The organism is Actinoplanes sp. NPDC051346, assembly GCF_040682215.1.
In the GTDB taxonomy this organism is placed as follows: domain Bacteria; phylum Actinomycetota; class Actinomycetes; order Mycobacteriales; family Micromonosporaceae; genus Actinoplanes.
Window position 1 is genome coordinate 40,745 of sequence record NZ_JBFBAJ010000009.1, and the last position, 23,907, is coordinate 64,651.

17 protein-coding genes and 1 tRNA gene are annotated in these 23,907 nt (G+C 70.9%); 5 read left to right on the forward strand and 13 right to left on the reverse strand.

What is annotated here, in order from left to right; translation table 11 throughout:
* Positions 1-16: 16 nt before the first annotated feature.
* Entirely contained in the window at positions 17-2,968 is a 2,952-nt protein-coding gene (locus tag AB0M36_RS22525) for a glycine--tRNA ligase (RefSeq protein WP_364160501.1), read from the reverse strand.
* Between the two features lie 41 nt (positions 2,969-3,009).
* Positions 3,010-3,858, reverse strand: coding sequence for a hypothetical protein (locus AB0M36_RS22530; RefSeq protein WP_364160503.1), 849 nt, complete (start codon positions 3,856-3,858; stop codon positions 3,010-3,012).
* A 114-nt stretch (positions 3,859-3,972) separates the two neighbouring features.
* On the opposite strand from AB0M36_RS22530, the gene AB0M36_RS22535 reads away from it, so the two are divergent.
* Positions 3,973-5,124, forward strand: a complete 1,152-nt coding sequence (locus tag AB0M36_RS22535; protein ID WP_364160505.1) for an acyl-CoA dehydrogenase family protein — start codon at positions 3,973-3,975, stop codon at positions 5,122-5,124.
* A gap of 24 nt (positions 5,125-5,148) precedes the next feature.
* Here the strand turns inward: AB0M36_RS22535 and AB0M36_RS22540 are convergent.
* The 3 genes from AB0M36_RS22540 to AB0M36_RS22550 form a co-directional block, all read right to left on the reverse strand.
* Positions 5,149-5,221: transfer RNA gene (locus AB0M36_RS22540), tRNA-Gly, on the reverse strand.
* 13 nt (positions 5,222-5,234) lie between these two features.
* On the reverse strand, positions 5,235-6,731 hold the full coding sequence (gene glpK, locus AB0M36_RS22545; protein ID WP_364160507.1) for a glycerol kinase GlpK: 1,497 nt from the start codon (positions 6,729-6,731) through the stop codon (positions 5,235-5,237).
* A 17-nt stretch (positions 6,732-6,748) separates the two neighbouring features.
* Positions 6,749-7,504, reverse strand: coding sequence for an IclR family transcriptional regulator (locus AB0M36_RS22550; RefSeq protein WP_364160509.1), 756 nt, complete (start codon positions 7,502-7,504; stop codon positions 6,749-6,751).
* 105 nt (positions 7,505-7,609) lie between these two features.
* Between AB0M36_RS22550 and AB0M36_RS22555 the strand changes: the two genes are divergently transcribed.
* Genes AB0M36_RS22555 through AB0M36_RS22565 form a run of 3 tightly spaced genes read left to right on the forward strand, consistent with a single transcriptional unit; the run spans position 7,610 to position 11,658 of the window.
* Positions 7,610-8,446: an MIP/aquaporin family protein gene (locus AB0M36_RS22555; RefSeq protein WP_364160511.1), complete on the forward strand. Its 837-nt coding sequence runs from the start codon at positions 7,610-7,612 to the stop codon at positions 8,444-8,446.
* Positions 8,439-9,956: a glycerol kinase GlpK gene (gene glpK / locus AB0M36_RS22560; protein ID WP_364160513.1), complete on the forward strand. Its 1,518-nt coding sequence runs from the start codon at positions 8,439-8,441 to the stop codon at positions 9,954-9,956. The genes AB0M36_RS22555 and glpK (AB0M36_RS22560) overlap by 8 nt, the downstream gene beginning before the upstream one ends.
* 46 nt (positions 9,957-10,002) lie before the next feature.
* A complete protein-coding gene (locus AB0M36_RS22565) occupies positions 10,003-11,658 on the forward strand; it encodes a glycerol-3-phosphate dehydrogenase/oxidase (protein WP_364161050.1) in 1,656 nt (551 codons plus the stop codon).
* 51 nt (positions 11,659-11,709) lie between these two features.
* Here AB0M36_RS22565 and AB0M36_RS22570 read toward each other — a convergent pair whose 3' ends face one another.
* The 8 genes from AB0M36_RS22570 to AB0M36_RS22605 form a co-directional block, all read right to left on the reverse strand.
* The gene (locus tag AB0M36_RS22570; RefSeq protein WP_364160515.1) at positions 11,710-13,707 is read right to left on the reverse strand and encodes a caspase family protein; all 1,998 of its coding nucleotides are present in this window, start codon (positions 13,705-13,707) and stop codon (positions 11,710-11,712) included.
* Positions 13,704-14,063 carry a hypothetical protein gene (locus AB0M36_RS22575; protein ID WP_364160517.1) on the reverse strand — a complete coding sequence of 120 codons (360 nt, stop codon included), beginning with the start codon at positions 14,061-14,063 and terminating at the stop codon, positions 13,704-13,706. Before AB0M36_RS22575 ends, AB0M36_RS22570 begins: the two co-directional genes overlap by 4 nt.
* Before the next feature lie 157 nt (positions 14,064-14,220).
* Entirely contained in the window at positions 14,221-14,952 is a 732-nt protein-coding gene (locus AB0M36_RS22580; RefSeq protein ID WP_364160519.1) for a Sir2 family NAD-dependent protein deacetylase, read from the reverse strand.
* Between the two features lie 115 nt (positions 14,953-15,067).
* The gene (locus tag AB0M36_RS22585) at positions 15,068-15,856 is read right to left on the reverse strand and encodes a hypothetical protein (protein ID WP_364160521.1); all 789 of its coding nucleotides are present in this window, start codon (positions 15,854-15,856) and stop codon (positions 15,068-15,070) included.
* Positions 15,857-15,919: 63 nt separating this feature from the next.
* Positions 15,920-19,585, reverse strand: coding sequence for a pentapeptide repeat-containing protein (locus tag AB0M36_RS22590; RefSeq protein ID WP_364160523.1), 3,666 nt, complete (start codon positions 19,583-19,585; stop codon positions 15,920-15,922).
* 13 nt (positions 19,586-19,598) lie between these two features.
* The gene (locus AB0M36_RS22595; protein WP_364160525.1) at positions 19,599-20,018 is read right to left on the reverse strand and encodes a DUF1801 domain-containing protein; all 420 of its coding nucleotides are present in this window, start codon (positions 20,016-20,018) and stop codon (positions 19,599-19,601) included.
* A 76-nt stretch (positions 20,019-20,094) separates the two neighbouring features.
* Positions 20,095-21,396 carry an aspartate aminotransferase family protein gene (locus AB0M36_RS22600; RefSeq protein WP_364160527.1) on the reverse strand — a complete coding sequence of 434 codons (1,302 nt, stop codon included), beginning with the start codon at positions 21,394-21,396 and terminating at the stop codon, positions 20,095-20,097.
* 35 nt (positions 21,397-21,431) lie between these two features.
* The gene (locus AB0M36_RS22605) at positions 21,432-22,805 is read right to left on the reverse strand and encodes an aminotransferase class I/II-fold pyridoxal phosphate-dependent enzyme (protein WP_364160529.1); all 1,374 of its coding nucleotides are present in this window, start codon (positions 22,803-22,805) and stop codon (positions 21,432-21,434) included.
* Between the two features lie 186 nt (positions 22,806-22,991).
* Here AB0M36_RS22605 and AB0M36_RS22610 point away from each other — a divergent pair, with 186 nt between their 5' ends.
* Positions 22,992-23,831, forward strand: coding sequence for a nitrilase-related carbon-nitrogen hydrolase (locus tag AB0M36_RS22610; RefSeq protein ID WP_364160531.1), 840 nt, complete (start codon positions 22,992-22,994; stop codon positions 23,829-23,831).
* Positions 23,832-23,907: the final 76 nt, after the last annotated feature.

The following is a 23,907-nucleotide window of genomic DNA, read 5'->3' on the forward strand; positions in this document are numbered from 1 at the left end:
GGCGTGCGTCCGGCGATCACCTCAGCTGGGGCCAGTCCAGGAGGCCGGATCCCAGGTCCCGCACCGTGGCGAGCAGCCCCAGCCGGGCCGCGCGCACGTCCGGGTCGTCGGCCATCACGTAGACCTCGTCGAAGAAGCGGGTCACCGGCGCGGTGAGCGGCGCCGTCACCGACGCGAAGCGGCTCAGGTCCGCCGACGCCGTCCCGCCGGCGCTGACCGCCGTCACCGCCGTGACCGCCTCGTGCAGCGCAACCTCCGCAGCTTCGGTGAGCCGGGCCGGGTCGTAGCCGGCCGGGGTGCCGGCGGGGACGATGCGCCGGGCCCGCTGGATCGCCTCGGTCAGCGCCCGGAAGTCGGGCTCCGCGACGAGCCGGCCGAGCTGCGCCAGCAGCCGGTCCGCGACCGAGGGGCGGCCGGCGTGCGGCAGCACCGCGCGGACCCGGTCGACCGGGTGGCCCTCCTCGGTGAGGATCTGTTCGAGGCGCCGGGCGAGGAACTCCCGGATGTCGCCGAGCACGGCCGGCGCCACCTCGACGGGTTGTTGTGCCGCCGCCCAGGCCAGCGCGTCGACGAGATCGATGCCGGCCAGGTCCGGATGGGCGCGGTGCACGGCGATCAGGCCGAGCACCGCGCGCCGGACCGCGAACGGATCGCTGCTGCCGGTCGGCAGGCCCACCGTCGCCGCGAGGCCCGCGATCAGGTCCAGGCGGTCGGCAAGCGAAAGCAGGGCCCCGGGTACGGACTCAGGCAGGTCGTCTCCGGCGTGCCGTGGCAGCTCGGCCTCGTACACCGCCTGGGCCACCGCCGTGGACTCGCCCGCGTGCAGGGCGTAGTCGCGGGCCATCACGCCGGCGAGGCTGGTCATCTCGGTGACGAGTTGGGAGCCGAGGTCGAATTTGACGAGCTCTCCCGCGCGCTCGGTGATCGAGGTGCCCACGGAGGCCGCCGAGGCGAGCTCGGCGGTGAGCGCGGCGATGCGCGCCGCGCGGTCGGCCATCGAGCCGAGCTTGTCGGTGAAGGTCAGCCGGTGCAGCCGTTCGAGCATGGCGGCGAGGGGGGTGTCCCGGTCGGCGCGGTAGAAGAACGCCGCGTCCTCGTAACGGGCGCGCAGGACCGCCTCGTTCCCGGCCCGCACGAGGTCGGCGTCGACCGGGCCGTTGGCCACCGTGACGAACATCGGCAGCAGGGCGCCGTCGTCGTCGCGTACCGGAAGATAGCGCTGGTGTTTGCGCATCACGGTGGTGAGCACGGCGTCGGGCAGCTCCAGGTGACGTTCCTCGAAGCGGCCGAGCAGCGCAGTCGGCTGTTCCACCAGGTAGGTGATCTGATCGATCAGGGCGCTCTCGGCGGCAACGTCGACGCGGCCCTCGCCGTACGCGAGCTCCTGCGCGCCGGAGACGATCAGCTCGCGCCGGTCGTCGGGGTCGGCGACGATGCCGTGCACGGAGACGGTCTCCATGAAGGTCTCGGCAGACGCGATCCGCAGGACCGGTTCCGCGGCCGTCCGCAGGACGCGGGTCTCGCGGCCGGCCCGCAGCGCGCCGACGGCGACCGGCACGACGTCGTCGCCCCAGAGCGCGAGCAGCCAGCGGATCGGCCGGGTGAAGGTGAGCCGCGGGTCGTTCCAGCGCATGTTGCGCGCCGAGCGCAGGCCGGCGACGACCTTCGCGAGCACGCCGGCGAGGACGGTCGGTGCGGCGCCGCCGGCCAGGTGCCGCCGCACGACAAGATGGCCGTCTGCGGTCTCCAGCTCTTCCACGGGTACGCCCTGAGCACGCGCGAACCCCTCACGGGCCCGCGCCGGCGCCGTGGTCCGCGGACCCTTCACGGTGTGCGTGTGGTCGTCCTCGCGGGCCGCGACCTCGCCGACGACCGCGATGAGCCGGCGCGGTGTCGCGTACACGCGGACGTCGCCGTGGGCGAGGCGGGTCCCGGCGAGCTGACCGGTGAGCTCGCGGCGCACCTGCTCGCGGGCAGCGCGGGCCTCGGCGGGCGGCATCTCCTCGGTGCCGATCTCCACGACCAGCGTCCGCGGGCGACTCCCGCTCCCGGCGAGAGCCGGGGGCCCGGCGGGCCCGGCCGCCTCGGGTAGGGGGCCGGCGACGCCCAGCGGGTGACCGAGCTCCTCCCGGCGGGCCGCCCAGAGCCGGGCGACGTCGCCGGCGAGCCGGCGCATCCTGGCGAACTCGGCGGCCCGGTCGGCGGTGGAGACGGCGCCGCGCGCGTCGAGCACGTTGAACGCCTGCGAGCACTTGAGGACGTAGGTGTGCGCGGGCACGGGCAGGCCCGCGTCGACGAGACGCCGCGCCTCGGTCGCGTACAGCTCGAGCAACCGCCGGTGGACGGCCACGTCCGCGTCGTCGAGGTAGTAGCGCGACATCTCGTACTCGGACTGGCCGAAGAGCTCGCCGTAGCCGATGCCGGGCGCGTACTCCACGTCCTTGACGTGGGTGGCGCCCTGCAACGCCATGAGGATGCGTTCGACGCCGTAGGTGATCTCGACCGAGACCGGTTCGAGGTCGAGCCCGCCGGCCTGCTGGAAGTAGGTGAACTGGGTGATCTCCAGCCCGTCGAGCCAGACCTCCCAGCCCAGCCCCCACGCGCCGAGGGCGGGCGACGCCCAGTTGTCCTCGACGAACCGCACGTCGTGCGCGGCCACGTCGATGCCGAGCGCGGTGAGACTGCCCAGATAGAGCTCCTGCGGATTGCCGGGGTCCGGCTTGAGGATCACCTGCAGCTGGGTGTGCGTCTGCAACCGGTTCGGGTTCTCGCCGTAGCGCGAGTCGTCGGGCCGCACCGAGGGCTCGGGATAGACCACCCGCCACGGCTCCGGCCCCAGCACCCGCAGGAACGTGGCGGGGTTGAGGGTGCCGGCACCCACCTCGGTGTTCATCGGCTGGACGACCAGGCAACCCTGATCGCTCCAGTACGCGGCCAGCCGGGCCAGCGCCTCCTGCATGGTGAGCATGGGCTCGAAGTCTAGCGATCAGGGCGCCGGCCAACCCGGGCTCAACCGCAGGTGATGTCCTTCGCGAGGACCACGGCGGCCACGACCCGGCCGTCCTTCACCCGGAACGAGTAGCGCCGGTCCGGCTGGGCCTCGGAGGCCGCCACCTCGTAGGTGCTGCCCTCGGTGGGCTTGCGCAGTCCACGGTCGCGGTAGGCCGAGGTCATCGCCGCTTCGTCCGATCCGAGGCCGATGCCCTCGGGCGTGTGGACCTCCGGAGGCGCCGCGATCCGCGCGAGCCGGCCGTCCTTGCCGAACGCGACCCCGCCGGCCGCCTCGATCCTGGTGGACTGCCGCAGCAGGACGCGGGCGACATCGAGCAGCGCGTCGGCGGCGACACGACTGGCCGCCTTGCGTTCCTCGAACCGTTCCACGATTTGGGCGGTATCCGAGGCCTCGGCGGTCACCCGGCGGAGTTCCTTGTTGGCCAGGTCCGCCTTGCGCTTCGCGTCGTCGGCGTTCTTCCGCGCCTGCTCGAGCGCCCGCAGCAACTCGGGGTCCGGCTCCGGGCCGCCTCGCAGGGAGTACCACTCGCAGCCCATCGGATAGCCGACCGGCGCCGTGCCGATCTCCCCGGTGGCGACGGCCTCGGCGCGCGTCATGCCGAGTCGCAGGCGCCCGTACCCGGCGGGTTCCAGCGTGCCGACGCTGCGGCCGGCCCGAGGGCCGTCCTCGCCGGTGCCCCACGTGGCGTAGGCGGCCGCCCCTCCGGCGGCGGTGAGCCCCGCGACGATGACCGCCGAGACGACGGCCGCGCGGCGGCGCGGCGGCCGGCGAGCCGGTCCGGGTGTCGGAGCTGGTGGTGAGGTGTCCCGCGCGGCGGGAGTAGTGGCATTGTCCCCGTTGTTCATGGCCGCGCAGGCTAGCGAGGTCGGGCCCGAACCGCCGGTGGCGGGCCGCGAAATGTGATCTTCGCGGCAGGGATCGATGTCTGACAAAGTGATCAGCTGGGTATCAGGACGCCCATGTCGGAGCTGCTTACGGGTGACCTCTACCGCTTTCAGGACCTGCTGACCCCTGAGGACGCCGAGGTGGTGACGCGCGTCCGCGCCTTCCTCGAAGCCGAGGTGGTCCCGGTCGCCAACGACCACTGGGCCCGGGCCGAGTTCCCGTTCCCCCTCGTCAAGGGCTTCGCCGACCTGGGCATCGCCGGGGCGAAGCACTCCAACCTGCTCTCCGGCTGGATCGCGCTGGAGATGGCCCACGCGGACGCCTCGATGGCCACGTTCTTCGGGGTGCATTCGGGCCTGGCGATGGGCAGCATCGAGACCTGCGGCTCGCCCGAGCAGCGGGAACGGTGGCTGCCGGCGATGCGCACCTTCGACAAGATCGGCGCGTTCGCGCTCACCGAGCCGACCGGAGGCTCCGATGTGGCCGCCGGCCTGCGCACCACGGCCCGCCGGGACGGCGACCGCTGGATCCTCAACGGCGGCAAGCGGTGGATCGGCAACGCGACCTTCGCCGACCTCATCGTGGTGTGGGCCCGTGACCTGGCGGACGATCAGGTCAAGGGCTTCGTGGTGCACCAGGACAATCCGGGGTACGCGGCGACGAAGATCGAGAACAAGATCGCGCTGCGGACCGTGCAGAACGCGGACATCACGCTGACCGAGTGCGAGGTGCCGGAGGCCGACCGCCTGCAGAACGCCCGCTCCTTCAAGGACACCGCCAAGATTCTGCGGCAGACCCGCAGCGGGGTGGCGTGGGAGGCCGTCGGCGTGATGCTGGCGGCGTACGAGATCGCGTTGAACTACGCCAAGGAGCGCGAGCAGTTCGGCCGGCCGATCGGCGCGTTCCAGCTCGTCCAGGATCTGCTGGTGCGCATGCTGGGCAACGTGACCGGCGCGATGGGCATGTGCGTGCGCCTCGCCCAGTTGCAGGACGCGGGCGAGTTCCGCGACGAGCACTCGGCGCTGGCGAAGGCGTACACGACGACGCGGATGCGCGAGGTGGTGGGCTGGGCCCGCGAGTTGCTGGCCGGCAACGGCATCGTGCTCGATTACGACATCGGCCGATTCGTCGCGGACGCCGAGGCGCTGTATTCCTACGAGGGCACCCGCGAGATCAACACGCTGATCGTCGGGCGGGCGGTGACGGGGCTGAGCGCGTTCGTCTGAGCCTTCGCCTGAGAGAAAAGAGAGAGCGGACGACGGGATTCGAACCCGCGACCCTCACCTTGGCAAGGTGATGCGCTACCAGCTGCGCTACGTCCGCGACGGGGAGAACTTTAGCAGTCCGGCTGGATCCAGTCGAAAGTGCGCTCGACGGCGCGCCGCCAGTTCGCGTACTCGGTGTCGCGCCGCCGGGGGTCCATGGCCGGGACCCATTGCCCCGCGCGGTGCCAGTTGCGGCGCAGGTCCTCGAGGTCGGGCCAGTGACCCACCGCCAGGCCCGCCGCGTACGCCGCGCCGAGCGACACCGTCTCGGAGGCGAGCGGGCGCACCACCGGCACGTCCAGGACGTCCGCGATGTACTGCATGAGCAGGTTGTCCGCCGTCATCCCGCCGTCGACCTTCAGCGTCTTCAGCGTCAGGCCCGAGTCGGCGTTCATCGCGTCCACCACCTCGCGGGTCTGCCAGGCCGTCGCCTCCAGCACGGCCCGGGCCAGGTGGCCCTTGGTGATGTACGACGTCAGCCCGACGATCACCCCGCGGGCCTCCGAGCGCCAGTGCGGCGCGTACAGGCCGGAGAACGCCGGGACGATGTAGCAGCCGCCGTTGTCGGCGACCGTCCGCGCCAGCGTCTCGATCTCCGGTGCCGTGGCGATCAGCTCGAGCTGGTCGCGGAACCACTGCACCAGCGAACCGGTGATCGCGATCGAGCCCTCGAGCGCGAAGTGGGCCGGCTCGCCGCCGATCTGGTACGCGACCGTGCTGAGCAGCCCGTTGTCCGAGCGGACGAGCTCCGTGCCGGTGTTCAACAGCAGGAAGCTGCCGGTGCCGTACGTGCACTTCGCCTCGCCGGGCGTGAAGCACGTCTGCCCGAACAGCGCCGCCTGCTGGTCGCCGAGCGCCGCCCCGATCCGTACCCCCGGAAAGGCCGCCGTCGCCGTCCCGAAGACCGCCACCGACGGCCGGACCTCGGGCAGCATTTCCCGGGGGATGCCGAAGAAGTGCAGCGCCTCGGGCGACCAGTCGAGGGTATGCACGTCGAGCAGGTTGGTGCGGCTCGCGTTGGTCACGTCCGTGACGTGCAGCCCGCCGGTCAGGTTCCAGATCAGCCAGGTCTCCATCGTGCCGAACAGGATCTCGCCGCGTTCGGCCCGTTTCTGCAGGCCCGGCGTGTGGTCGAGCATCCAGCGCAGCCGGGGCCCGGAGAAGTAGGTCGCCAGCGGTAGCGCCGACTGCCGCTGCACCTGCTCGGCGCCCGGCTCGGTGAGCAGCCGGTTCACCAGCGAGTCGGTGCGGGTGTCCTGCCAGACCAGCGCTCGGCCGATCGGCGCGCCCGTACGCCGGTCCCAGAGCACCGTCGTCTCCCGCTGGTTGGCGATGCCGACCGCGGCGACCTGGTCCAGGGTGATTCCGGCGCGGCTCAGCGCGAGCGGCGCCAGGCGTTCCACGTTGCGCCAGATCTCGGCGGCGTCGTGCTCCACCCAGCCGGGCTTCGGAAAGAACTGCTTGTGCTCCTGCTGGGCGAGGGACACGAGCTGACCGCGCCGATCGAACACGATGCACCGCGTCGACGTGGTTCCCTGGTCGATCGCGACCACGAAGCGTTCGGCCATCAGATGCTCCCTGCTGCTCAGTGCCGGGCGGCTCCCAGGTCACGGGAGACCGCCCGGGCGGCGTCCCGGACATAGCCGACCAACCTCGCCCGCGGCCGGTATCTGCTGTCGCAGACCCGCTCGACCAGCCCGGAGACGCCGATGGCGCCGACGACCAGGCCGCCGTACCCCCGGATCGGCGCCGCGACGGCCGCCTCGCCGACGGTGTACTCCTCGATCTCGGCGGCCCACCCCGCCTCGCGCACCTTGTCGAGCTCCGCGGCGAGCTCCTTCGACGCCACGACCGTGCGGTGCGTGAACGGCTCGGGCGACGCCGGTGGGCGGGCCGCCCGGTACGCCAGCAGCACCTTGCCGAGCGCGGTCGCGTGCAGCGGCAGGAGCGAGCCGATGTCCAGGGTCTGGAAGGTGTCGTCGGGACGGAAGACGTGGTGCACGACCAGCACGCGTCCTTCCAGGACCGTGCCGATCCGGACGGCCTCGCCGGAGCGCGCCGCCAGCGGGTCCGCCCAGTTGATCGAACGGGACCGCAGCTCGTTGATGTCCAGATAGCTCGTGCCCAGGTGCAGCAGCGCGGCACCGAGCTGGTAGTGGCCCGAGGCCCGGTCCTGCTCCACGAAGCCGACGTGCTGCAGCGTGCGCAGAATACCGTGCACCGTGCCCTTGGCCAGGTCGAGCGAGCGGGAGATCTCGGCGAGCCCGAGCCGCCCCGAGCCGCCGGCCAGCATCCGCAGGATCGCGGCCGCTCGCTCGATCGACTGGACCGTTCCGGGCACGTGAACGACTCTATGCCACGAGGTAACACCAGCCCACCGGTTCCCGTTCGACAATGTCGAACGGCGTTCATTGCCCGACTGTGACGCCGTTCATAGCTTCTTCCCATGGCAGCCCGATTGAAAGTCCCGGGCCTCGCGGGCGAACTGGCCGCGGAATTCGCCGGGACAATGATCCTCATCCTCTTCGGTGTCGGTGTCGTCGCGCAGGTCGCTGGCGGCGGTATCGGCGACCACGACAGCATCGCCTGGGCCTGGGGGCTGGGCGTGATGCTCGGCGTCTACGTCGCCGGACGCATCAGCGGCGCCCACCTCAATCCCGCGGTCACCATCGCGCTCGCCGCCTTCAAGGGCTTCGAGTGGCGCAAGGTGGCGCCCTATATCGGCGCACAGTTCCTCGGCGCGTTCGTCGCCGCGCTGCTGGTGCGCTGGAACTACACCGAGGTCCTGCACCAGGCGGACCCCGAACTGACCATCAAGACCCAGGGCGTTTTCTCCACCCTGCCGGGAAATGGGACACTTCCGGTCGGCGAGTGGGGCGCGTTCCGGGACCAGATCATCGGCACGGCGATCCTGTTGTTCCTGATTCTGGCCATCACCGACGCGGCCGGCACCCCGCCGGCGGCGAACCTCGCACCGTTCATCATCGGCCTGCTGGTGGTCGCCATCGGCATGGCCTGGGGCACCAACGCCGGCTACGCCATCAACCCCGCCCGTGACTTCGGCCCGCGCCTGGCGAGCTTCTTCACCGGGTACGGCGGGGCGTTCCGCGACCAGACCGGCTACCTGTATTTCTGGATACCGATCGTGGCACCGATTCTGGGCGGTCTGCTCGGCGCAGGACTCTACAAGGCGCTGATCGGACGGTTCCTGCCCAAGGAAGACGCCCCCGAACCGGGCCGCCTACCCGACACCCCCGAGACCGTGGAGGCACGACGTGGCTGACTTCGTCGGCGCAGTGGACCAGGGCACCACCAGTACGCGTTTCATGATCTTCGATCATGGCGGCAACGAGATTGCCCGCCACCAGCTGGAGCACGAGCAGATCCTGCCGCAGGCCGGCTGGGTCGAGCACAACCCGAACGAGATCTGGGACCGTACGGCCTCGGTGATCCGCACGGCGATGCAGAACGCGAACCTGCAGGCCAGCGACCTGGCCGCGCTGGGCGTCACCAACCAGCGCGAGACGACGGTCGTGTGGGACCGGCGCACCGGCCGGCCCCTCTACAACGCGATCGTCTGGCAGGACACCCGCACCGACCGGATCGCCTCCGCGCTGGACCGCGACGGGCGCGGCGACGTCATCCGGCGCAAGGCCGGCCTGCCACCCGCCACGTACTTCTCCGGCGGCAAGATCCAGTGGATCCTGGAGAACGTCGGCGGAGTCCGGGAGGCGGCCGAACGCGGCGACGCCATCTTCGGCAACACCGACAGTTGGCTGCTGTGGCATCTGACCGGCGGCGTTGACGGCGGCAACCACGTCACCGACGTGACCAACGCCAGCCGCACCATGCTGATGAACCTCGAAACTCTCGACTGGGACGACGAGCTGCTCGGGTTCTTCAACATCCCCCGGCAGATGCTGCCGGAGATCCGGCCCTCGTCGGACCCGAACACCTACGGCGTCGCCCGCTTCCCGGGCTCGCTGGGCGGGGAGGTGCCGCTCACCGGCGACCTCGGCGACCAGCAGGCCGCCACGGTCGGGCAGGTCTGCTTCAACGTCGGCGAGGCCAAGAACACCTACGGTACGGGCAACTTCATGCTGCTCAACACCGGCAACGAGCTCGTACGCTCGGAGAACGGCCTGCTGACCACGGTCTGCTACAAGTTCGGCGACGCCGCACCGGTCTACGCCCTGGAGGGCTCGATCGCGGTCACGGGATCGGCCGTGCAGTGGCTGCGCGACCAGCTGCACGTCATCAACTCGGCGGCGGAGAGCGAGACGCTGGCCGCCTCGGTCCCGGACACCGGCGGCGTCTACTTCGTCCCGGCGTTCTCGGGCCTGTTCGCGCCGTACTGGCGTTCCGACGCCCGCGGCGCGATCGTGGGGCTCTCCCGCTTCAACACCGACGCGCACCTGGCCCGGGCCACCCTCGAGTCCATCTGCTACCAGACCCGCGACGTGGTCGAGGCGATGGCGCAGGACTCCGGCGTGACCCTGGACGTGCTCAAGGTCGACGGCGGCATCACCGTCAACAACCTGTGCATGCAGATCCAGGCCGACGTCCTCGGCGTCGCGGTGAGCCGGCCCGTGGTGGCCGAGACCACCGCGCTCGGCGCCGCGTACGCGGCCGGTCTCGCGGTCGGCTTCTGGAAGTCGACCGACGAGCTGCGCGAGAACTGGAACGAATCACAGCGCTGGCAGCCGGAGTGGTCCGCGGATCAACGCGAGCACGGATACGGCCGCTGGAAGAAGGCCGTCCAGCGCACTCTCGATTGGGTAGACATTGACTGACAACACAGCTCTTTCCCCCGCCGGTCGTGAGGCGGCCCTGACCGCCATGGCCGAGGGCGAGCTGGACGTGCTGGTCGTGGGTGGCGGCGTGACGGGCGCGGGTTGCGCCCTGGACGCCGCCACCCGCGGCCTGTCCGTCGGGCTCGTCGAGGCGCGCGACTTCGCGTCGGGCACCTCCAGCCGCTCGAGCAAGCTCATCCACGGCGGCCTGCGCTACCTGGAGATGCTCGACTTCGCGCTGGTCCGCGAGGCGCTGCGGGAACGCGGCCTGATCCTGCAACGCCTCGCGCCGCACCTGGCCCGCCCGGTGCCGTTCCTCTACCCGCTGCAGCACCGGGTCTGGGAGCGGCTGTACGCGGGCACCGGCGTACAGCTCTACGACCTGATGGCCACCACCAGCGGCGGCCTGCCCCGGCACCGCAACCTGTCGCGCCGCGGCGCGCTGCGGGCCGCCCCGGCCCTGAAGAAGGACTCCCTGGTCGGTGCGCTGCAGTATTACGACGCCCAGATCGACGACGCCCGGCACACCATGTTCCTGGCCCGCACGGCGGCGTCGTACGGCGCCCACGTCGCCTCCCGCGCGGAGGTGGTGGGCTTCCTGCGCGAGGGCGAGCGCGTCACCGGCGTCCGCGTGCACGACCTCGAACACGACCGCACCTTCGAGGTCCGCGCCCAGCAGGTCGTCAACGCGACCGGGGTGTGGACGGACGACACCCAGGCGCTGGTCGGCGAGCGCGGCCAGTTCCACGTCCGCGCGAGCAAGGGCATCCACCTGGTGGTGCCGCGCGACCGGATCCAGTCGTCCACGGGCCTGATCACGCGTACGCCGAGCAGCGTGCTCTTCGTCATCCCGTGGGGCCGGCACTGGATCATCGGCACCACGGACACCGACTGGGCCCTGGACAAATCGCACCCGGCGGCGTCCAGCACCGACATCGACTACCTGCTGAGTCAGGTCAACGAGGTGCTGGCGACCCCGCTGGACCGCACCGACGTCCAGGGCGTCTACGCCGGCCTGCGGCCGCTGCTGTCCGGCGAGTCGGAGTCGACCTCGAAGCTGTCCCGCGAACACACGGTCGCCAGCCCGGTGCCCGGGCTCGTGGTGGTGGCGGGCGGCAAGTACACGACCTACCGCGTGATGGCCAAGGACGCGATCGACGCGGCCGTGCACGGCCTCGGCCGCTCGGTGCCGAAGTCGTGCACGGAACGCGTGCCCCTGCTCGGCGCCGAGGGCTACACGGCGCTGTGGAACCGCCGCCGGGTGCTCGCCGAGGAGTCGGGCCTGCACGTGGCCCGCGTCGAACACCTCCTGAAGCGGTACGGCTCCCTGGTGCACGAACTCCTCGACCTGATCCGCGAGGACCCGTCGCTGGGCCGCCCCCTGGACGGCGCCGACGACCATCTGCGTGCGGAGATCACGTACGCGGCCGGCCACGAGGGCGCCCGGCACCTGGAGGACGTGCTCACCCGCCGTACCCGAATCTCGATCGAGACCTTCGACCGCGGGGTGACCGCGGCGCCGATGGCCGCGGAGCTGATGGGCGACGTGCTCGACTGGACGAAGGAGCAGCGGGAACGCGAGGTCGAGAACTACCGCCTGCGGGTGGAGGCGGAGCGGGCCTCGCAGGAACAGCCCGACGACGAGACGGCGGACGCCGCCCGCCTCGGCGCTCCCGACGTCGTTCCGTTGCAGCTGCAATGACCCGCCGGGGCCGGCCGGGAGATTCCCTCCCGGCCGGCCGGGAAACGCCGCCTACTGTGGCCTGCGATGCTCCCGGAACAGTCGTAGCAGGTCCAAGATCGTTAGAGTGACGAGAACCGCAAGCGGAGCGACGAAGCAGACGTGCAAGCCGATTGCCGTAGCGGTCGGGAAGGGCACTCCGTTCTCGTCCTTGAGGCCTCCCCGAACCGTTTCGACGATCGCAATTGTCTCGGTGATGGCAAGGAAAACGATGAACAGCCACATCAGCGGACGAGAGACCCATCGAATCACCGTCCTGCGGTTGGCGCGGCCACGGGCCTTACGGAGGTCCGCGATGGTGGTCGCCGCCGGAACACCGGGGAGTCGTGGATCCCGGGGCTGCGCGATCCACCGCATGAACGCCGGATGATCGGCGGGCACGAGGCCGGACCGCACCTCGCCGTACCACGTCCGCCGCATCCCCTCGCAATATCCCGCGAGGTACGCTGGTGACGGCCAGAAATCCCCGTTCGTGCATCCGTCCGGTGCCGCGTATCCGCCCAGGGACCGCGCGAGAGCCGGTAACCATGGCGCCGGCTGCTGACCCGAGGCCCACTGCGCGCGCCATGGTCCGAGCCAACGCACCACGTCGAACTGGCAGGACACCAGGCCGTCCACCGCGATCATGGGCAGTGAGGTCATGGCCTCGGCACCGTCGCGTTCGCCGGCGTTCGCCTCGGCGCGAGGCTCGTGAGCAACCGGGTCGTGCGGCACGGTGGTCCGGGCGGCGCTCCTCGACGCGGCGGAGTGCGTTGGTGTCGCTGATCGATCGCTCGAGGCCGCAGAGCTCACGAATGTCGCCGCCGGCGCTTCGATGGTGGGCTTGATGCCCTTCGCCACATCGATGGCAGCCTGCACTGCCGCACTGAGGCGCTCGGCGTTCGCGTTCGCCTTGTAGGGATACGAGATGGACGCGACGTCGTCCATCGGAGGAAGGCCGGCGTGCGCGCCGAACCGTGAAACGGGTGCGGGTCCGACTCCCTCGAGCAGGACCTGGAAGAACCCGTGATGGAGTCGGGTGGCCGGCCGGCCCGCGACGCCGACAAGACGACCGACGTCGAACCGCCGCTCGCTCTTGTGTGCCTGACCGACGCCGTCCTTGCCGACCACCACCCACCGCCCGTCGAAGGAGGCGTACCCCATCACCCCTTGCAGACGAAGGACCTCCGACTGCCGCGAGAGCGGTGGGGGCTGCTCGGCAGGCGCCGGGTCGGGCGGTGGGAGTGGTGGGGCCACCGGTGCGTATGCCCGCGTCGGCGCGTCGGCCACCACCAAGGTCCCCTCGCCCATGCCGAGCTTGCGCGGCCGTTGCGGCGAGGGGCCGCTGACGATCCGGTCGTATACGTATTCGTACAGCTCGTCCACGGTCACTCGACCGTCGCGGTTGAGGTCCGCAGCGCCGGAGGACAGGCCCGCGATGAGCGCCTCGGTGAAGTACGAGGGTCGGACCTCGGTGGAGTCGGCGTCCTCCAGACTGATCTCCGTCTCCCCGGAGGCGGTCAGGACCGCCAGGCGGCGACCCTGCGAGACTCCGCTCACGAGGGACTCGACATTCACGGCACCGCTCGAACGGGGTCTCATGCCTTCGATGAACGCCCCACTGAAACAGCAGTCGATCAGCATCAGCGTCGACTTCGACCGGCTCGCATCAAGGCGCTCCGTGACCCAGTCGCCAGCCACCGCGGTGGAGCTCAGATACTCCTTTTCCGTATCCGCAAAGGCGAAGTGGAGTCGCCCGCGGGCATCCTGGATTCCGTGGCAGGACAGATAGAGGACATTGATGCCATCGGTGGTCCTGGCCCGCGCCAAGAAGCCCTCGATCGCCCGCTGAGCGGTTCGACTCGTGCAGTCCAGCTCGGCGCTGACCGTGTAGCCACAGGTCCCTGAGCGGCTCAGCACCCCCGCCAGTTCCTCGACATCGCGTCGCGGCGACCGCAACGGCGCCAGCGTGGGATCGGCGAAGGTGGTGCACCCGAGAAGCAGCGCCCGCCGCGAGGAGGCGCCGCTCATTGCGTCTCATCGAGCCGTCGCAGATAGGCGGCCACCATATCGTCTCGTTGGGCCTTGGTGACGTGTCCCCTGAACCGCTGACCGTCGATCTCCATCTCGATGTCGTCGGGCTGACGGCTGAGCCACGAGGCAACCACGCCCATCATGGCTTCCAGGACTGTCGGAGCCAACGTCACCATCAGCGCCCCGACGGCGAGCATCTCCCCCGATTTGGCGCCCGCGGGAGCCGATCCCGCAACCGCCGGCCTCGCATCGTCGACGTCCGCGGCAAGGATCGAGGTGCGGAGGGAACGCACACATTCCTGGATCTGCTCGGCGTCAAGGTCGGCACCGAGAACCCGGACGTCGAGTGTCAACGTTTCCATGTCACACCATTTCGGTTGGGCAGCATCAGCATGGAACACAAGAACACTAACGACCCCGCGACCGTGAAGCGTCACGAATTTGGGTGACCACGGCGTTCGGTGGTGGCGATACCAAGATTGGCAAGATTCTGCTCAGACGTGGATACGCTCAGCCGCCCGCCAGCGCGGCGCAGATCCGGGGCAGCGCGGTGCCGATGGGTTCCCGGATCACCGCGGTGGCCAGGTCGTCGTACGGCGTCGGATCCCGGTTGACGATCACCAGGCGGTTGCCGCCGTTGACGGCCACCGCGCACAGCGAAGCCACCGGCTCCACCAGCAGGGAGCTGCCGACGACCAGCATGAGCTCGCTGTGCGAGGCGATCCGTTCGGCCAGGCCCACGGTGGCCGGGTCCAGGTGCTCGCCGAACATGACGACGCCGAGCTTCAGGATGCCGCCGCAGTCCGCGCACCGACGATCTTCGTCGCCCTCGTCGATGCTGGTGGGGGTCCGGGCGCCGCATCCGGTGCAGACGGTCTCGCGGATCGAGCCGTGCAGTTCGAGCACCTTGCGGGGGCTGGACCCGGCACGCTGATGCAGGCCGTCGACGTTCTGGGTGAGGACGCGCACGGCGAACCCGCCCCGCTCCAGGTCGGCGAGCGCGCGATGCGCCCCGTTGGGCCGGGCGCTGAAGGCGGGATGGCCCCGGTACGTACGCCAGAAGGTGGCGCGCACCTCGGGATCGACCATGAAGGACCCGTAGGTGAAGGCTTCGATCAGCGTGGGGTCGCGCGTCCAGACGCCGGACGGGCCCCGGTAGTCGGGGATGCCGGAATCCGTCGAGATTCCGGCCCCGGTCAGCACCGCCACCCGCGTGACGCCGTCCATCCAGCTCGTGGTCATGGTCGCCGAGCGTAGAAGCCGGCGCCGCTCCCGGCGACCGCGTTACCGCCGCGACCTGCCGCCGGAACAGCCGGGGGCGCGCCGCCGGCGGGCGGCGCTCCCCCGGGTCCGGTCGTCAGCCGTTGAGGCCGCAGGGGGCGAAGCGTTCGAGGCCCTCCGGCTTGGCCGCGTGTCGGCCGATCGCCGTCTCGATGCGGTTGAGCGCCGCGACGCGCTTGTCCTCCAGCGGGCCGAGAATGGCGTTGCGGATGAAGTTGGGGCCGCCCTGTCCGACGCTGGTCGCCAGGCGCTTGTTCGCCTCGGCGATCTGGGTGTCGAGCTGCGCCAGGTTGCGGGCCACCTCGTCGCGGGCCGGCGCCGGGATGGACGGCAGCCCACTCACCGCCGGGCACTTGACGGTGGGCGCGGCACCGGAACCCGCGCCTGCCTCGGGCGGGGCGGTCCTGACGGCGGTCGGCTCCGGTGCGGCGACGGCGCCGCCGCCGCCGCCGTTCAGGGTGCAGGTCGCGAGCGCCTGGACGTCGAGGGTCGGCTTCGGGGCGGTGCGGCCGATCGCGGTGGCCATCCGGTTGATGGCGGCGACGCGCTTGTCCTTCAGCGGGCCGAGGATCGCGTTCTGGACGAAGTTCGGGCCGCCCTGGCCCACGGTCGACGCCAGCCGCGCGTTCGCCTCGGAGATCTGCGTGTTGAGCTGCGCCAGGTTGCGTTCGATCTCGGCCCGGGCGGTGGCGGGGACGGCGCCGAGCTTGCCCGCGACCGCGGGACAGTTCACCGTGCGTGCGCTGCCCGCGGCGGGCTTGTCGCCGGCCGTGGCCACACCGAGGCCGGCGCCCGTGAGCGCCACGGCGACGGCGACGACGCCGGCGACCTGCCAGCGACGGGCGGAACTACGGGAGAATTGCATCTTCGCCTGAGCCTTCCTGTCAGAGGACCTCGGCGAGCAGTACGGGAGCGCTCCCAGCGCGGATCAGGCTCCGGCGGAGCCTAAGGAAGACTTAATGATCGCGCCGTTGCGGGCCAGCTCCGCGAGAACCTCCGGGGGTACCCCCACCACGTCCGCGAACACCGCGCCCCGCACCTTGCGGCTGAGGGTGACCGAGTCCACCTCGGCGCCGGAGCGCAGGTCGTACGCGGCCACTCTCCCGTAGATCGACGTGACGACCAACAGGTCCGTGCCCGGCAGCCGGGCCAGGCTCGTGACCATCGGCACGTCCTCGATCACGAAGCGGGTCCGGATCGGATCGGACATCTCGAGGACGTGCACGTGACGGTCGTCCGTCACCACGGCCACCACGGTCGTCGCCGCGTCGATCGCGCAACGCCCCCGGCTGCTGAACGGATAGTCCTGGAGGTAGCCCGTGGCAAGGCCCGGTGGGAGGTGGACCTCGCGGTGCGTCCCCCGCACCATGTCGACCAGCGACACGATCAGGTTCTCCGCCGCGGACCGGACGACGGCGAGGCCTCCGGGCCGGAACCAGAAGATCTCCACGCCGCCCTCGTGGTCCCGCAGGTCGTCGAGGGCGACGGCCTCGGACCGCACCGCACCGCCGTCGGTCATCGTGAAAGCGACGAGCGAACGCGCCAGCGGTTCCGACGATGACGGGTCCGCGCTCACCAGCCCCACCACCCGGCCCGCCCCGTCGGAGCGGATCGCGACGATTCTGGCGCCGGGGACGCGCACCTCGGCGAACGGGGTCAGGTCCGACGCGTCCATCACCGTGACGAGGGTGCCTCCTTCCGAATAGGACCGGATGATGATCACGGGACGCTCGCCGAGCAGCGCCCCGCTCGCCCAGCCACCGTGCGGCAGGTGGAGGGTGCGCGTCTGTCCGGTGCGATGATCGACGACGAGGCATTGTTTTCCCTCGTCGTCGTACGCGTAGGTGGTGACGACCAGCCGGCCGTCCGGAAGGAACGAGATCTCGTCGTCGAGCGCCTCGGCCTCGAGCAGAGTTGTCGGTCGTTCGCCGACGGTCCAGCGCGAGATCGTGTTCTCCCGGTCGATGAGGAAGGCCTCGCCGGCGGCGCTCGCGTCGACGCGGACGGCGGCGCACCGCTCGAAGCCCAGATAGTCCGCGTCGGTGAGGTCCGCCCCGGTCAGATCCGCGTCGACCAGCACCGCGTCCTCCAGGTCCGCACGGCGCAGGCGGGCACCGCGCAGCGAGGCACCGGTCAGGTCCATGCCGGCGCCGAACTGGTCGATCTCCGCGCCGTCGAGGACCGCGCCGTCCAGGCGGGCGCCGCGCAGCGCGGTGCGGTCGACCGCGCCGATGATCGCGACCAGGTCGGCGCCCATCCGGCCGGCGTCGTCGGGTGCGAGGTGGCACGTGTCCTCCAGCGCCCGGACGAGCGTCGGGAGCGCGCCGGGAACGAGCATGGGGATCAACAGACCGACGAACGTGTTGTCGAGCGCCAAGGAGCGGAAGCTCGCCACCACCACCTCCAGCGGCTCGGCCCTCCATCCTCCGGCGGACCGCCGCCGCGCCGCGGTCGTGGCGGGCAGGTCGGACCACGAGAAGGCCGCGGGTTCCGAAGGCTCGACCGACCCGACGAGGGCGAGGAAGTCGCCGTCCATGACGCCGAGCTCCGCCGCGATCTTGTACGCCGCGAAGAACTCGAGCAGCGACCGGTGCGCCGGCGTGTAGTTGCCCTCGGCGTCGCGGACCAGCATGGTCTGGCCCATCATGTCGTAGTGCCAGTGGTCGAGGTCGCGCTGCTCCCGCACGACGTCGGAGAAGCAGGCCCTGATCCGGTCCGGGATCTCGCGGTAGTTGATGGTCATCGTGGACTCGGCCAGCATGTGCCACGACAGTTCGCACAGGAAGTAGACCTTGTCCGCCAGCGACGTGAAGGTGCGCTCCGCCCGGATGTCGGCCTCGATCTTGCCCTGCACCGCGTACAGGTAGACGCGGGAGATGTCCACCTTGGCGCCCCGCGCGATGGCCGGGAGCGCGTCGAGGACGAGCTCCGACATCACCGGCCGGCGCATCAGGTCCATCAGCTCGCCGTGGCCGAGGACGAGGTCGCGGGTCCGCTCGTCGGTGAGCCGGGACAGCAGGGTGTCGATCTGCGCGTCCTCGAACGGTCGCAGCTCGACGACCTCGAACTGCGGCGGCTCACCGCTGAGGGCCGAGGTCGAGGCGGCGAGCCGGGCACCGAGCACGTCGCGGCCCTGCTGCGCCTCCGGGAAGTGCTCCGTGCGGCAGGTCAGCAACACCTTCGAACCGGGTACGACCGCGCGCGCCAGCTCCCAGAAGTTGTTGATCATCGCCTGCTTGTCGACCCGGGCGGCCATCTCGTCGAAGCCGTCGAAGATGAGCAGCAGGCGCCCGAGCCGGTTGAGCGTCTCGAACACGCGGTAGTGGTCGGGAAGGATCTCGTGCTTGCGGAAGAAGAACTCGGAGAAGAGCGACTCCACCGTCACCGCCTTGGCGTAATCGCGCAGCGGAACGACGAGCGGCAACCGTGGCCGCTTGCGGCCGGCGGCCTTGGCCTCACGCCACCGCAGGGCCAGGGTCCACGCGTAGTGCAGGCAGAACCAGCTCTTGCCCATGCCGAACTCGCCCAGCACGGACAGGTGCTCCTTGGAGTCGTCCTCCAGCCAGCGGCTGACATAGGCGTCCAGGCCCCCGTCCGCCCACCCGTAGACGCTGGTGCCGCCGGTCTTCCCCGATCGCCGGTCGATGTCCTCCTTGGCGCAGGACAAGGGAATGTAGCGCTCGTCGATGTGGCGGGACCGGACCTCCGCCTCGAGCCAGCGCAGGTACGGCTCGAAGTCGGCCCGCTCGTCGATCAGCTCGTCGAGGGTGTAGCAGTAGATCTCCGGCAGGTCGTCATCGACGACCCGCGCCGCCTGGCTGATCCGCTGCGACGCGACGACCCACCCCTCCTTGGCCCGGTGTACGCGGACCAACTCCGCCGCCCGGGTGACGTCCGGGGCGCTCAGCTCTCCGCCGACGCCCAGGACCACGACCCAGTCGTATCCTCGGCGGGCCGGCACCCGTACCCGCCAGACGAACTCGTCGGGGCCGGTCTCCACTTCCTCGGCGATCAGATACTCGACCGCGGCGAACCATTCGCGCAGTTCTCCGGCCAGCGCCGCCGCCGGGGTGTCGTCGCGCACGACATAGCGGACGATCTCCTCCGGCGTGCTCATCCGGTCGATGCGGTCGACGAGCTCGACGAGGGTCTGCTGGACGTCGCCGACCCCCCGCTCCAGCCGGGTCTCGGCGGCGGTGCGGGTCTTGTCGACCAGTTGGTCGAACACCGCCTGGAAACCGGTCAGCTCCAGGGCGAGGTTGTAGTCGATGCGGCCGAGCCCGCCGGTCTCCTCGTTCCATTGCAGGATCTCGTCGACCTCGCGCCGCAGGTGCCGCTGGTCGCCGGTCTCGAAGGACCTGCGGAAGGCGGCGCGGACGTACTCGTTCTGGAAGAGACGGACGACCGGCTCCGGCTTGCCATAGCAGAAGTGCACGATGGCGTACGTGTAGACGCCGTCGAAGTCGGCCGGTGGCCGCTCGGGCGCGAGCCGCAGTTGGTGCAGGACCGCGACGACGCCCTCTCGGCGCTTGAGCCGCTCGGCCACGGGCTTGACCCCGAAGGCGAGGGCCTTGACGAGAACCGAGGTTTCCACTGCCGCCACGTCATCAGTCCGGGGCGAGGATTTTTCCGTCGAGCTTGCGGAAGCCGTCGGAGACCAGCGCGCGCAGCACGTCCGCGTCGATGTCCGCCAGGCGCTTCAGGTAGAGACAGGACCGGCCGGTGCGGTGCGGCCCCAGCTTCGCGAGGAGGTCCTCGTCGAAGCCGGCGGAGAAGTAGACGGTCAGCGTGGTCTTGCGCGGGGAGAGCCCGACCGGTGGCCAGTCGCCCTCCTGGCCGGAGGCGTACCGGTAGTGGTAGCAGCCGAAGCCGACGATGCTGTCACCCCACATCTCGGGGACGGCGTCGGTCGCCTCCGCCATGAGCGCACAGAGCGTCTGTGCGTCGGCCCGCCGTTTCGGATCCGGCACGGCGGCGAGGAAATCCCCGACGCTCGCACCGGTCCGCACGGTCTTCAGTTCTGCCACGTTCGACCCGCCATCCGGCGACTGTAACCCGCCCGTTGTGATCGCCGCCACAGGCGGGGCCCGACATACCGGGCGCTCAGCCGGCGGTGGCGTCGGCCTTGTGGATGGCGTCGACCAGGATGGCCAGGCCTTCCCGCGCCTCGTCCTCGGTCAGGGTCAGCGCCGGGCCCATGCGCAGGACGTTGCCGTAGAGGCCGCCCTTGCCGACGAGCAGACCGCCCCGGCGGCATTCGTCGACGACGCGTACCGTCGCCGCCGGGTCCGGCTCGGTGGTGCCAGGGCGGACGAACTCGACCGCGAGCATCAGGCCGCGGCCACGGATCTCGCCGACGATGCCCGCGTCGCCCGCTCCGGCGCGCAGGCCGTCGAGCAGGATCTTGCCGACGGTTTTCGCCTGGTGCTGCAGGTCGTGCTCCAGCACGTAGTCGAGGACCGCCTTGCCGGCCACTGTGGAGACGGGGTTTCCGCCGAAGGTGGAGAAGCTGGTCGCTGGGACCGCGTTGACGAGCTCGGCCCGGCCGACCACGCCGGCGAGCGCGAAGCCGTTGCCGATGCCCTTGGCGAAGGTGATGAGGTCGGGCTGCACGTCGTGGGCCTGGTAGCCCCAGAAGTGGTCGCCGGTGCGGCCCCAGCCGGTCTGCACCTCGTCGGCGATGAACAGGATGCCGTGGTTGTCGAGCTCCTTCTTCAGCGCGCCGAACAGGCCGTCCGGGGCGTGCACGAAGCCGCCGACCCCCTGGATCGGCTCGGCGATGAGCGCGGCCACGTCGCCGGCGGTGGTGGTGGCGAGCACTTCGCGCAGATCCTCGACGGCCGCGTCGATGTGCTGGTCGTCGGAAAGCCCCGCCAGCCGCCCGCGCAGGCGGTCGCCGGAGTGCAGCCAGCTCACCGACAGCGGGCTCAGGCCGCTCGCCGACCAGCTGCGGTGCCCGGTGATCGCCATCGCGCCGAACGAGCGGCCGTGGTAGCTGTTGCGGATCGCCAGGATCTGGTTGCTGCGGCGATGGTTGGTGGCGAACAGCAGCGCCGCCTCGTTGGCCTCGGTGCCGGAGGTGGTGAAGAAGACCCGCGCGTCCGGGATGCCGGAGAGTTCGGCGATCTTCTCGGCCAGTTCGACCTGCTGCCGGATCAGGTAGAGCGTGGAGCTGTGCACCAGGCCGGTCGCGAGCTGCCGCTCGACCGCCTCGCGCACCTCCGCCACGTCGTGGCCGAGCATGGTGGTCAGCACACCGCCGAAGAAGTCCAGGTAGGACCTGCCGGCGCTGTCGGTGACGCGGCGTCCGGAGCCGGCGACCAGCTCGATCGCCTCGTCGCCGTAGTACGTCGCTACCCAGGAGGGCATTACGGCCCGGTGCCGGGCGAGCAGATCGTCGGTCATGGGGGTCTCCAAGGGGTCGATTCGTTGGGGTGCGTCTATCGCCAGCCGCGCGGATGAGGACGGCCCCGCACCGCACCGCCGGATCCGGCGTGGGCGGCGGCGGCGAAGATGTCGGCGAGCTCGGCGTGGTCGTCGTGGATCAGGCCGACGGTGATCCGGACGTGGTGGGCACCCAGCGGCGTGACGCCGAAGGGCGCGCCGGGTGCCACGGCGATGCCGTGCGCGGCGAGGGAGAGCATCGCGGCCTGCTCGTCCTCGACGGTCATCCAGAGGTTGATCCCGTCCGCCGCGGTAGCGCTCACGCCGCGTGCCGCGAGCTCGCGGAGCATCGCCTCGCGCCGGCGTGCGTACGTGTCGCGCGCGGCCTCGATCTGCGCCGCCGCCTCCGGCGAGGTCAGCAGGTCCAGAAGCACGGCCTGCAACAGGCGGCTGGACCAACCGGGCCCGAGCAGGCGCCGGTCGGCGACCGCGGTGACCACCTCGGCGGGCCCACCGAGCGCCGCGAGCCGCAGGTCGGGGCCGTGGCTCTTGGAGAAGCCGGCGATGTGCACGGTCCGGTCCGGCAGCCGGGTGCCGAGGCTCACCGGCGGTGCCGCCGCGATGGCGCCGGCGTGGTCGTCCTCGACGATGGTGACCTGCGGATAGGCGGCCAGTTCGGCGGCGAGCTCGGCGACCCGCCGGGCGCTCAGGCCCACCCCGGTCGGGTTGTGGGCCCTCGGCTGCAGGAATACCGCGACCGGGTCGTACGCCGTCAGCGCGGCGCCGAGCGCGTCGGGCAGCATGCCGTGCTCGTCCATCGGCACGCCCACCACCGTGGCGCCGGCGGCGTCGAGCAGGTCGAGCACCGGCGGGAAGGTGGGATTCTCGACGAGCACGTGGTCACCGAAGCGCACCACGGCGGCGATCACCCTGTCCATGGCGTCCAGCGCGCCGTCGACCACGGTCAGCCGCTCGGGCGGGTACGGCCACCGCTGCCGCAGCACCGTCTCCAGCGGCGGCAGCACGGCCGCCTCGAGGTAGCTCGTGGTGAGCCGGGCGTCGCCGATCCGCGCCAGCGAGCCGGCGAGGCTGGGCAGCAGGTCGTAGTCGGGCACCCCGGTGGAGAAGTCACGGGCGACGTTGCCGAGGCCGCTCGCGAGGCGGGCGTACCGAAGCCGTTTGCGCGGCAGCACCGGGACGGCGACGAACGAGCCGGACCGGCCGCGGGTCTGGATCGCCCCGGCCCGGGCCAGGCTGCGCCAGGCCTCGCTCACCGTGGTCGGGCTGACCCCCAGGGTCCGGGCGACGTCGCGCACGGTGGGCAGCCGGGCGCCGGTCGGGAGCTCCCCGGCGCTGACGAGACGGCTGACGGCCGCGGCGATGCCCCGGGCACTGCGGTCGTCGACCGCGTCCGCGATGAGCCCGAGCATGCCGTCTCCAGAACATTTGGTAACACGCGAACCATTGTCCGCCTTGCGCTGTGTCATTAGTGTCCTACGACATGAGCCCCCGATGTCAAGCACAGCACCGGGGAGACGACGGACGGTGAAGTAGATCACCATCTAGGCGTGACACACGACACCGCCGTCGACGGACCTATCGAGAGGGACAGCAGCATGAGCAGGGTGGTTCGAGCCGCCCTCGTCCAGACCACGTGGACGGGCGACAAGGAATCGATGATCAAGGCGCACGAGGAATACGCTCGTCAAGCCGCCGCCCAGGGCGCGAAGGTGATCTGCTTCCAGGAGCTGTTCTACGGCCCCTACTTCTGCCAGGTCCAGGACGCCGCCTACTACGAGTACGCGGAGTCGATCCCCGGCCCCACCACCGAGCGGTTCCAGGCACTGGCCGCCGAGCTCGGCATGGTGATGGTCCTGCCGATGTACGAGCAGGAGCAGGCGGGTGTCCTCTACAACACCGCCGCCGTGGTCGACGCCGACGGCTCGTACCTCGGTAAGTACCGCAAGCACCACATCCCGCAGGTGAACGGCTTCTGGGAGAAGTTCTACTTCCGCCCCGGCAACCTGGGCTTCCCGGTGTTCGACACCGCGGTCGGCAAGGTGGGCGTCTACATCTGCTACGACCGGCACTTCCCCGAGGGCTGGCGCGCGCTCGGCCTCAACGGCGCCGAGATCGTCTTCAACCCGTCGGCGACCAGCCGTGGCCTCTCGTCGTACCTGTGGCAGCTCGAACAGCCCGCGAGCGCCGTGGCCAACGAATACTTCGTCGGCGCGATCAACCGGGTCGGCGTCGAGTCGCTCGGCGACAACGACTTCTACGGCCAGTCCTACTTCGTGGACCCGGAGGGCAAGTTCGTCGGCGAGGTGGGCGACACCCACAAGCCGGAGCTGATCGTCCGGGACCTCGACCTGAGCCTGCTCAAGACCGTCCGCGACCGCTGGCAGTTCTACCGCGACCGCCGCCCGGACGCCTACGACGGGTTGGTAGCGCCATGACCGCCTGCACCGAGCGGCACCCAGCCGCACCGAGCGGCACCCAGCCGCACCGAACAACGGCATCGCACGCGAGGGC